General features: G+C 41.5%; 9 protein-coding genes and 1 pseudogene. 5 read left to right on the forward strand and 5 right to left on the reverse strand.

The window, feature by feature from the left end; all coding sequences use genetic code 11:
• Positions 1-11: 11 nt before the first annotated feature.
• Entirely contained in the window at positions 12-1133 is a 1122-nt protein-coding gene (locus tag IPP77_02455) for a hypothetical protein (GenBank protein MBL0308573.1), read from the reverse strand.
• A gap of 128 nt (positions 1134-1261) precedes the next feature.
• Here IPP77_02455 and IPP77_02460 point away from each other — a divergent pair, with 128 nt between their 5' ends.
• Both IPP77_02460 and IPP77_02465 read left to right on the forward strand, forming a co-directional pair.
• Positions 1262-1909: a CoA pyrophosphatase gene (locus tag IPP77_02460; GenBank protein MBL0308574.1), complete on the forward strand. Its 648-nt coding sequence runs from the start codon at positions 1262-1264 to the stop codon at positions 1907-1909.
• Between the two features lie 102 nt (positions 1910-2011).
• Entirely contained in the window at positions 2012-2704 is a 693-nt protein-coding gene (locus IPP77_02465; protein MBL0308575.1) for an ATP-binding cassette domain-containing protein, read from the forward strand.
• Between the two features lie 311 nt (positions 2705-3015).
• On the opposite strand, the gene IPP77_02470 is transcribed toward IPP77_02465, so the two are convergent.
• Together IPP77_02470 and IPP77_02475 are read right to left on the reverse strand one after the other, a co-directional pair.
• Positions 3016-3195: a hypothetical protein gene (locus tag IPP77_02470; protein ID MBL0308576.1), complete on the reverse strand. Its 180-nt coding sequence runs from the start codon at positions 3193-3195 to the stop codon at positions 3016-3018.
• Between the two features lie 232 nt (positions 3196-3427).
• Complete coding sequence (locus tag IPP77_02475; protein MBL0308577.1) at positions 3428-5053, reverse strand: T9SS type A sorting domain-containing protein; 1626 nt, start codon at positions 5051-5053, stop codon at positions 3428-3430.
• 129 nt (positions 5054-5182) lie between these two features.
• On the opposite strand from IPP77_02475, the pseudogene IPP77_02480 reads away from it, so the two are divergent.
• The 3 genes and pseudogenes from IPP77_02480 to IPP77_02490 all read left to right on the forward strand — a co-directional run bounded on the left by IPP77_02480 (position 5183) and on the right by IPP77_02490 (position 8708).
• A pseudogene (locus IPP77_02480) lies at positions 5183-6540 on the forward strand (cation:dicarboxylase symporter family transporter).
• Positions 6541-6562: 22 nt separating this feature from the next.
• The gene (locus tag IPP77_02485) at positions 6563-7555 is read left to right on the forward strand and encodes a DUF2157 domain-containing protein (protein ID MBL0308578.1); all 993 of its coding nucleotides are present in this window, start codon (positions 6563-6565) and stop codon (positions 7553-7555) included.
• Positions 7539-8708 carry a hypothetical protein gene (locus IPP77_02490; GenBank protein ID MBL0308579.1) on the forward strand — a complete coding sequence of 390 codons (1170 nt, stop codon included), beginning with the start codon at positions 7539-7541 and terminating at the stop codon, positions 8706-8708. Before IPP77_02485 ends, IPP77_02490 begins: the two co-directional genes overlap by 17 nt.
• A 214-nt stretch (positions 8709-8922) precedes the next feature.
• Here the strand turns inward: IPP77_02490 and IPP77_02495 are convergent, their stop codons facing one another.
• Positions 8923-9990 carry a glycosyltransferase family 2 protein gene (locus IPP77_02495; protein ID MBL0308580.1) on the reverse strand — a complete coding sequence of 356 codons (1068 nt, stop codon included), beginning with the start codon at positions 9988-9990 and terminating at the stop codon, positions 8923-8925.
• 84 nt (positions 9991-10074) lie between these two features.
• Positions 10075-10359 (reverse strand): type B 50S ribosomal protein L31, encoded by a 285-nt coding sequence (locus IPP77_02500; GenBank protein MBL0308581.1) that lies wholly within the window; start codon positions 10357-10359, stop codon positions 10075-10077.
• Positions 10360-10759: the final 400 nt, after the last annotated feature.

Here is a 10759-nt window from a genome sequence, read left to right on the forward strand (position 1 = left end):
ATGCTGACAGCCTAATTCTCGGGTTGTGCCTCTGTTGGCGCATCAGGTTGAATTGCTTCTTCAGCTTTCATATTATCCTCAGATAACTCTTTTGAAGGAGTGATCTCTTTTGTTTTATTGCCTCTGTTGGTGTGTTTCTGTAATTTTTCCATCGTGGCATGTATGTCTTTCAACTTCTCTACTTTCGAAGCCATCGTTTCATTAAGCATATTGGTTTTAACCTTAATGAGCTGTAATTCCAATGACTGAACACTATTGCTATTCGCTTTTTTATTCAAATGATCTAAATCTCTTTGATCTCTTGCTAAGGACGCTTCCATTTTATCAATTACTTCCGCCAATCCTTTAATACGAATAGCATTCTTATCGCTGAAATAATGATCGCGTTGATGGTTAATATGTTGAAAAACCGAATCGAATTGCTTGCGCACTTCTAGTTCATCTACCTTAGAGTAACGGTTCTTTCTACTTTGATTTTGGAGGGCTTTCAAATCATCAATAAGCAGTTTGAAATTTGCTTTTTCATCAGCACGTTTCTTGACTTCGTCAAGTTTGGTCAATGTTTCTTCACGAAATTTTGCTGAAGCAGCCTCAAACTCAACACTTTCTGTTTTTCGGAAGGTCTTTAGTTTTTCAAAGACCGCATTGACTTCTTCTTTTATTTTATCGAGTCTTTCCTGACTGATGTCTCTTTCTTTACGGTGTTCTAAAACCCGTTCCCAAAAAGACTTGGCATCATCAAACAACTGCCGCTCATATTGTTTCAGTCCCGAAGCACGCTCTTTCAATTTTTCCAACTCTTGCAAATAAGACTCCCACAGCTTGGCAGTCAACAGGGTGTATGCCCACTCGTTTTGTTTGATGCGTATCTTACCTGTTTCCTCAGAAAGAATATCTACCGGGAGAATGCTTTCAGAATTTAGGTTTGGATTTACATAAACAGTGGCTTCTGGAAATACAAATTCTTCTCCATTGACCCATTTACTTTCAAGTTGTGCTTTGTCTTCGGCCTTTAGAGATTTTCCGGGCACAATATACAAGCCGACTTGAAATGCATCTTCCTTTAATTCATAAGCAAGAATCACTTCCTTGCCTTCGTTGTTTACACCTTTGGCGGTGAATCGAGATTGCATGATATTTCTATTTGTGGTGTCCTGTTAATATTCCAAACGACAAAGATAATTCTTCCCTATTACATTTGCGATACAAAATGTAGTTTTTTCGTCCTTACTAAATTAATTCATCAACATTCTCAGATCTTGTGAAATTTAACCTGCCAATAATTGCTGATTTGCAAGAGGAACTTAAAAAGCCATTGCCCGGTGAAATTGCACGTCATCGTTTGTCACCGGCTTATCGTCCTAACTTAACATCGGAACAAATTCAAAGTAATCACCCCAAAATTGGAGGGGTCTTATTATTACTCTATGAAAAAGAGAAGTCACTTCATTTCGTTTTCATCGAACGCAAAAAGTACGATGGCGTTCATAGTGGTCAAATGAGTTTTCCGGGAGGGAAGAAGGATGTGTTGGATAAAGATTTGATACAAACTGCACTTCGAGAAACTGAGGAGGAGATTGGTGTACCGCAGGGTGTCGTTAATATTCTAGGCAGTTTGAGCGACTTATACATTCCTCCCAGTAATTTCTTGGTATGTCCAACGGTGGGTTTTACTGCTGAACACTTATTTTTCAAACCCCAAGTGGAGGAGGTGGAACGCATTGTGGAGATACCATTATCTTTTTTTCTGGATGAAAAGAATGTCCATCCCGATACCAAGATTACGCTCTATGATAAAACGGTGGTCACTGCACCGGCCTTCATCTATAATCAACACGTTATCTGGGGCGCTACGGCTATTATGCTCAGCGAATTAATTTTCATCTTGCAACGGATACGCAACAGATAAATGGGCGCGAGGTTAACCGGGTAAGGACACTATGTTGTTTATAAAGAGCTATTTCATGTCACGCATTTTCTAAATTTGCTCCAACGACCAAATATGGATGGCATGGAAGAAAACGTAATAGAGTATTCAGGGGTTAATATTTATCAGGAAAAGAAAGCAGTCCTTCAAGGAATAAATATTGAACTGAAGCAGGGAGAGTTTATCTACCTGATTGGCAGAACGGGTACGGGCAAGAGCAGTTTTTTGAAAACATTATATGCTGATTTACCGGTGCGAGAAGGAGAGGCATCGGTATGTGGTTTTAATTTACGCAAACTCAAAACTTCCGATGTGCCAAAACTCCGTAGGAAATTAGGCATTGTATTTCAAGATTTTCAACTCCTGTCAGATAGAACCGTTTTTGATAATCTCGACTTTGTACTTCGTGCTACCGGTTGGTCTTTAAAAAAGAAGAGGGAAGAGCGCATTGCTGAAGTTCTAAGTGAAGTGGGTCTTTCACATCTCAGCTATAAGATGCCCCATCGCATCTCCGGTGGCGAACAACAGCGGCTGGTGATTGCTCGTTCATTGCTGAACAACCCGCAGTTATTGTTGGCCGATGAACCAACCGGAAATCTGGATCCCGAAACCTCCGATGAAATTGTTCGGCTGCTCATCCGCATTAACCGTGAGCATAACACCTCCATCCTGATGGCAACACATAACTATCAAATCATTGATAAATATCCCTCCCAAATTTATAGTTGTACCGAAAATACTATTCAACTGGAAAAGGGAATTACTGTCAGAACATAAGCAGCGGAACTATTTCTTTGAGTTCATTAATATAGGATAGCAACAATTACTCCCGAGTTGAAGCCTTTATTCCAAAGCAGTTGGTTGGTAGCAGGACTCAAATCACATTTTGGTATTTTATAAGCCTCTACCCTGCCAAAATATTTGATCCTTTTTAATATCTCCCTTCTACTTTCACATTTTCGCACCATCACGATGCAAAATATCATCACGATGGTACGAAAAGTCCCCACCATTCATCAAAATTGCATCACGATTGCTCAAAAAGCCTCCACCATTCATCAAAATCGCATCACGATTGCTCAAAAGCCTTAGTGATCCATCAAAAACGCATCGCGATTGTGCAAAAAGTCTTCGCGATCCATCAAAAACACATCACGATTGTGCAAAATTGAACCACCATCGTTCAAAATCGCTCCACTACTGTACGAAAACGCACCACGATTGTTCAAAATCGTATCAGCATCGTACGAAATCTCATCAACATCCATCGAAATAACACCAATTTGCTACGATATGCCGTCAGTTTTTTTCGATAGCCCCACGGGATAGTTCAAATTCTTAACGGAATCCAACAAAAAGCCCCGACTTTTTAGAGACGGGGCTTCCATGCCGAATAAATTAACTGTGCAGTTCATATTGAGAAATACAAGTTTCCCGATACCAAGCCCTTCGTATAGCCTGAATTGAAAATCCCGCTTCGGCGGGACTTTCTAGCTTAATCTATTTCAACACCACAAACCGCAGGCTTTCATTCACCCCTTTCTGATTCAGATGCAGAAAATAAATTCCGTTAGCCACCTCGTTCAACTGAACAGATTGCTTGTTGATGATGACTTGATTCTTGCTCAATAATCTTCCTGCCAAATCCGTAATGCTGACAGTAGGACTGAATTCATCCTCTGTTTCTATGGTGAATGAACCCTGATTTGGATTCGGATACAGGTGAATACCCTTTGCGCCTATAGTGGAAGAGATACTGGTACCAATTACGTTGAAAGTAGCAGACCTTCTTTTGCAACCGTTTGCTCCGGTAACCTCTACTTCATATACGCCGTCTTGAGTGATAGCCAAGTTCTGATTATTGCCTCCCGGAACCATCGAGTTATTACGAAACCATTGGTAAGTCGTCGCTGCACTGCTTGCCAAAGTATCAGTGCTTTGCGTAATCACAGGAACCGCAGGCAGGGGCGCTTCATGTACAGTTATAGTATTGGACGTAGCCGTAGTGGGCGAAGCGCAAAGATCATTACTCGTCATCACGCAACTCACTAGGTCGTTATTGGCGAGCGATACGGGAGAAAAAGTGCTGCCAGTAGCCACATCTGTATTATTGATTTTCCACTGAAAAGTAGGAGAGGAGGTGCCGCCTGCTGTTGGATTGGCAGTAAAGGTCAGCGTGCCACCGGTGCAGAATGAATCGCTGGGCGAAGGACTAATGCTGAGAGCCGGAGTTACTGGTGGATTCACAGTTACACTGGCTACAGAGGAGTTCTTGTCCGCGCAACTAGCTTCGGATAGTACAGCGCGATAATAAGTCGAGGCGCTCAAAGTCCCAGTAGTGTATGAATTAGTGGTGGATCCGCTTCCGCCCGTTACGTTCGCCCATCCGCTGGTTCCGTTGGCCGATTCCTGCCATTGAATAGTTCCTGTAGAACCCGTTAGTGAAACATTAGAAGTGCCACCGCTACATACAGCTGACGGGTTGACAGAGGCCGTACCGCCCACATTGGAACAAGCAGAACCATTACCGATAATAAGCAAATCATCCACTGCAAAGGCAGGATTTAAGCCATAACCGGAATTGTTCCATCCAAAACGAAGCATAAGGGTCGCTTGATTGGCAATTCCCGGAACGGCTGCCGATGTGATGGTGGCCGTTGTCCAAGTTCCTTGTCCACTGTATTTAGAAATCGGACTGTTGATTTGTGTCCAAGCACCGCCGCTGTTGGTGCTGTACCATACAGAACCGTAGCTGGGCGTGATGGAGCCATTTCCCTGACAAAGCCATGAAAAACTAATAGTAACATCAGAGTAGCCAGCAGTGCTAATGTCCGAGGACATAGATGCGGTGGCAGAACCGGAACTTCCGAGACCATAATAGTTGGCAAAAGCGCAATCGTCGCCAAAGAGATCATCGTAGATGTGCAAATAACTGCCGCCACCATTGTTGGGAGTAGGCTCGCTACAGTTATAAGAACTGTTTACGGTCCACGTGTCCCCGTTATTCGCAGCGGTTAAAGACCAACCGGTAGAGTTATTAAAATTATTACTGTAAATCGTGGTTTGAGCCGAGGCGAATAAACCAGCCAATAAGGTGAATAGGAAAACGGAGTACAACTTTTTCATAATAGATTGATTTTATAGCTCCAAAGTAAATTCATTTTTTAAGAATGAAGGTATATGGCAGAGTTTGATCTGAGCTTACAAAACTTAGGGAGGATAAAAAAATATATTTGCTCTGAATAGAAACTGCACATGAACAACAGACATCTTCTTCTACTTTCTATTTTGGTTTTGTTGATTGCCGGACTTTTCAGTTTTGCCGCCGCAGAAGGATGGATTCCTATTTCGCAAAATGTGCAGATGATTGCTCGGTGGCTGGCTATTCTGCCTTTAATCTATTACGGCATTCGTCGCAAGTCACTGACTGCAACCATTCTTATCAGTATGGTCGTCGGCATGGAGGTAGGGCTTGACTTTCCTGAGTTTTCGCAGAACCTCAAAATTCTTTCCCAGATATTTCTTCGTCTGATTAAAGCAATCATTGCACCGCTTATTTTTGGAACACTGGTTTATGGCATAGCAGGTCACAGCAATATCAGACAGGTAGGGCGAATGGGCTGGAAGAGCCTGCTCTATTTTGAGGCCGTCACTACGGTGGCCCTCTTTATCGGTTTGGCGGCAATCAACCTATCAAAAGCTGGTGAAGGAATAAGTCTTCCTCCATACGTCGGTCATGCACAACTTCCGGCAGTGAAACAAACTTTCACCGACACTATCTTACATATCTTCCTGAAAACATCGCGAAATCCATCTATGAAGGAGCCGTACTAGAAATCGTCATCTTCAGTATTCTCTTCGGGCTTGGCTTGGCTATGGTGGAAGAGAAATTTCGCAAACCGATGGTCAACTTTGTAGAGAGCCTGTCGGAAGTGATGTTCAAGTTCACCAACATCATCATGTACTTTGCACCGGTGGCGGTTGGAGCGGCGATTGCTTATACGGTGGGACACATGGGGCTTGGTATTCTCGCCAATCTGGCAAAACTGTTGCTCACACTTTATGCTGCCCTGACGGTTTTCTTACTAGGCGTTCTGCTTCCTATCGCGCTGATTATAAAAGTACCTATCAAACAATTCGTCAACGCTATTATTGAGCCTGTCTCCATTGCTTTTGCCACTACCAGTTCAGAGTCAGCCCTTCCAAAAGCGATGAAAGCGATGGAGCAGTTAGGTGTACCGCGCAAGATGGTTTCATTTGTCATGCCGATGGGTTATTCGTTCAATCTAGATGGCACTACACTTTATCTTTCTCTGGCTTCTGTCTTTGTAGCGCAGGCTGCCGGTGTCAAACTTCCCTTTGGCACTCAACTTATCATGGTATTCACGCTTATGCTGACTTCCAAAGGGGTGGCCGGGGTTCCTCGAGCATCGCTGGTGATTCTGATGGGCACCTTGGCCTCATTCGATCTCCCTATTGAACCGGTATTTATCATTCTTGGAATAGATGAACTGATGGATATGGCGCGCACTTCGGTTAACGTCATCGGCAACTGTCTTGCTACGGTGGTTATAGCTAAATGGGAAGGCGAGTTTCATCCAGTCCAGACTTAAAACATCATATATTTATGTTCGGATGGGAAATGCGTTTGATAAAAGAGAAGTAGAATCACTCTGGTCAAAGAGACTCATCACGGATGCCCAACATGAACAAATAAAAGATTACCGTTCGAAGAATATTTTTTCTCTGCGCTATGAACTGCGGGGGCTGCTATATCTATCGGTGTTACTTTTTACTACCGGTGCAGGTATGCTGATTTATAAAAACCTGGATAGCATTGGCCATACTGCCATATTATTGTTCTTGCTGCTGGTCACCCTCATTTGCTTTTATTACAGCTACCTTCATTCCAAAGGATTTTCGACCAAGGCGGTCAGTAGTGATAAGCCTCTTTATGATTATGCAGCTTTGGCGGCGAATATTTTGGCGGGTATCTTTATCGGCTACTTGCAATACCAATATCACCCTTTCGGAGATCATTATCCTTTGGCTACTTTGGCTCCTACAATCCTCTATTTTTTCTGCGCATACTATTTCGACCACAAGGGTATTTTATCTTTAGCTATTACTGGGCTTATTGCTTTCGTTGGGTTCTCTATCAGTCCGGCAGATTTGCTGAATGGTGATTTCTTCTCCTCTGGTTCTATGAGTTTTGCCGCTATACTCCTCGGTTATAGCTTGGGAGTCTGGACTTATTTCGCTGAATACATAGACTTCAAGAAGCATTTTAATGAAACCTATCTAATCTTTGCTCTGCATCTGTTGTGTATTGTGAGTATAGGTAATCTTTTTTCGGGTTACTGGTATTTGTATTTGTTGGTACTAATCAACGCAGTTGTATTTTTCATCTGGAAGGCTTATGAAAGAGCCAACCTCAACTTTCTATTTTTTTCTGTGGTGTATGGATATATCGGATTGAATATTTTACTCGTTAGATTCATAACCAAATTTAATTTTTCAGAAGTGATTATATATCTCACTCCTTTCTACTTTGGAGCCTCTATTATATTTTTCATCAAATGGCTAAAGGACTTTAAAAAGCGGACCAAGTATGTTGGCGTACAATAGAGGATTATTAGACAACACCTTTCTTCTCGCTGAAGCCGAGTCGCTGAAGCGGGGAGGTTTTATCAATACAAAACAGCTTGATTTTATGGAAGAACGTTTGCCTGCATATCATACACAGAGCAATCTCTTGATTCGCATCGGTTTGTTTATTCTCGGTTGCTTTTTGTTTTCCTCCTGTTGCGGCACCCTTTCTTTATTTTTCATGGAAGCCGGACGATTAGGCTGGTCATTAAACCTCTTGCTATTTACCGCCTTCGGTTTTATTATTACCGAACTGCTGATCGGTAACCGTAAATATTTTGGCAACGGTGCCGATGATGCTTTTCTTCTTTGCAGTCAACTTTCACTAGGTGGTTTTATATTCTATCAGGGCATGGACCAGGAAATTATTTTTCCAGCCTTGCTCACGTTTGCAATTGTTGGTGTCGTTTGCTGTATTCGCTACGTAGATTCCTTATCGGCTTTGCTCGCTTGTCTTTCGATTACGGGCTTCGTGGCGGAACGGCTAATAGTGGTAGGCGATTCAGGCAAATTGCTCTTGCCATTTGTATTAATGGTTTTAGCGGCAGGAATGTATTACATGCATATCTTTTTGAAACGCAAAAACAATCTATACTACCGAAAAAGCTTGTTGGCTCTTTCCGTTTTTAGCATGATACTGTTCTATTTAGCGGGTAATTACCTGATTGTCCGCGAAGGCACTATATTGCTTCTTGGCTCTGCTATTCTATCGGGGGGCGATATTCCTTTCGCTTTTCTTTTCTATACCTTCACTTTCCTGATACCAGTCGGATATATCTTCTTTTCGCTGAAGCAACAGAACCGCCAAATGCTATGGGCGGGCTTTGCTTCTTTGGGGTTTTCCATTTTCACTGTTCGCCACTATTATCAAATCATTCCGGTTGAGGTGGCTTTGATTGGCGGAGGTCTTTTGCTGCTCACCTTTGCGCTGCTATCTATGCGAGCGCTGAAGGGAAAACCAACTGGGCTTACTTTTGAATCCGATCGTTTACAACACACTGATACTTTGTTGGATATGGAAGCCCTTGCAGTTATTCAGAGTTTTGCAGTAAAGCCTGCTCGAAATACTGACTCAGGACATGACTTTGGTGGAGGAAGTTTTGGTGGGGGTGGAGGCGGCGGGACTTTTTAACTGTAGGACTCTATAGCAACTCAATAAGCACTGCACACTAAATCCACATTACAAATTGAAATATAAAAAACGGCTACTCGCCCGATTCAACAATATCAACCATTCACCCCATGTTTGATGACAAACGATAAAGACGAATCTCGCAACCCATCCTCACCAATTTTTAATGCTTCCTCAGGCGGCAGCCTTGATAGCTAAGACGAATTATTCAGAACTATATTTTACAATCGGTATTTTTTAGAAACTCATTATGTATCCCATTACTTAAGTCGCTGAATTTTCTTTTTCTTAATGCATAATATTGCCAAACAATACTTCTCTGCCAAAGTCCGTCCGAGGATTTATTTTGAACTGCCCGCCTTTTGGCAACTAAAGCAGGAATTGAAATGTAAAAAGCAAAATGTGCTTTAAGAATTGCCATTAAATCTGAAAGACTCTTTAGCTTCCAAACCGAATGGATAGCTGCAATGCCATCCATTGATAACCGGACAATAAAAACCTTCCATAACATTTCGCTCAGGGGTAGGTTTTTAAACATCATCATTAAACTATTTCTGAAATTCAAGTAAGTCTTTCGTGGATTTCCTTGTGGTAAACTGCCGCCCCCTACGTGATATACTACTGAAGAAGGAACACAGATCACCTTGCCGCCAGTATTTCTAATTCTCCAACATAAGTCAATCTCCTCTTGATGGGCAAAGAAATCATCATCTAACCCCCCCAATTTAAAATAGGTTTTTGACTTAACAAACAGGCAGGCTCCGGTTGCCCAGAATATTTCCGTTATGGTATTATATTGTTCTAAGTCCTTTTCTATACTATCGAAAATCCTGCCCCGACAAAAAGCGTATCCAAAACGATCTAAATATCCACCACAGGCTCCGGCATATTCAAATGAATCCTTCTCATGATATGCGCGGATTTTAGGTTGTGCTGCCACCACATCTTTTTCCTCCTCCATTGATTTTAAGACTTTTTCGATCCATCCTTCTGTCACCTCTACATCCTGATTTAGTAAGATAAAGTATTCAGCATCAATCTGTTTTAATACCTTATTGTATCCGGAAGCAAAGCCTTCGTTTACGGTATTTTTTATCAGTCTAACCTGAGGATAATTTTCTTGAACAAATGCCACCGAATCATCTGTAGAGGCATTGTCGGCAACCACTACTTCGATAGTTTCAGAAGCGCTGTATTTTATAACACTTGGAAGAAACTTCTCTAAAAAGAGGCGACCGTTCCAGGCTAAGATTACTACTGATACCTTTTTTCTAGTGACCATAATATAATTAGCCTTCAAACATAAAAAAATGCCTCTCACGGAACCGTGAAAGGCATTCAGATAAATATTTCAATTAGCTTACTCCTAAGAATTGTCTTCTGTAGGCGTATCTTTTGCCGCAGACTTCTTTGTATATTTCTTCTTAAACTTATCAATACGACCTGCCGTATCTACAAATTTCATTTTCCCCGTAAAGAAAGGATGACTTTCATTAGAAATTTCGAGTTTGATAAGTGGGTATTCGTTTCCGTCTTCCCACTTAATGTTTTCGCGTGAATTGGCTGTGCTTTTACCTATCCATGATTTGTCCAGAGAGATATCTTTGAAAACCACTGTGCGATAATTAGCTGGATGAATATCCTTTTTCATAGTATTTGTTTTGAATTTGGGAGCGCAAATATAGGATTTAGGATGGAAATTAAAAATGGTGGATGCTCAGAATTTGTAATTTAGATACTCATCATCTTATTTATTGACCAAATGAGGTTTAAAATTCATAAATTTTATGAATTGGGAAACCGTTCCCAGGACTATCTGTGAAAAGCGCATAAGAATAAAAGGGAAATCACATATACGCAGGTAAGTGAGAATTTAATTTGAAACTTACGCAGAGTTTAAGTTGCTTCTTTTTTACTCTCAATGATCTATCCATATTATAAATGGACATGATATATCGGTAAATTCCGACAATACTAAGCATATTAATTTCTTCCTTCTCAGCAGAGTTTTCCTTTTCCCCCTAGTGTAGAAATGCTATAGTTTCTAATAA

The organism is Bacteroidota bacterium, from assembly GCA_016722375.1.
Taxonomy (GTDB): Bacteria; Bacteroidota; Bacteroidia; order Chitinophagales; family LD1; genus Bog-950.

What these genes read in the sequence shown, in the direction of transcription:
- IPP77_02455 (MBL0308573.1), bottom strand. Translation starts at nt 1,133, where the DNA reads ATGCAATCTCGATTCACCGCCAAAGGTGTAAACAACGAAGGCAAGGAA.
- IPP77_02465 (MBL0308575.1), top strand. Translation starts at nt 2,012, where the DNA reads ATGGAAGAAAACGTAATAGAGTATTCAGGGGTTAATATTTATCAGGAA.
- IPP77_02470 (MBL0308576.1), bottom strand. Translation starts at nt 3,195, where the DNA reads ATGGATGTTGATGAGATTTCGTACGATGCTGATACGATTTTGAACAAT.
- IPP77_02475 (MBL0308577.1), bottom strand. Translation starts at nt 5,053, where the DNA reads ATGAAAAAGTTGTACTCCGTTTTCCTATTCACCTTATTGGCTGGTTTA.
- IPP77_02485 (MBL0308578.1), top strand. Translation starts at nt 6,563, where the DNA reads ATGGGAAATGCGTTTGATAAAAGAGAAGTAGAATCACTCTGGTCAAAG.
- IPP77_02490 (MBL0308579.1), top strand. Translation starts at nt 7,539, where the DNA reads ATGTTGGCGTACAATAGAGGATTATTAGACAACACCTTTCTTCTCGCT.
- IPP77_02495 (MBL0308580.1), bottom strand. Translation starts at nt 9,990, where the DNA reads ATGGTCACTAGAAAAAAGGTATCAGTAGTAATCTTAGCCTGGAACGGT.
- IPP77_02500 (MBL0308581.1), bottom strand. Translation starts at nt 10,359, where the DNA reads ATGAAAAAGGATATTCATCCAGCTAATTATCGCACAGTGGTTTTCAAA.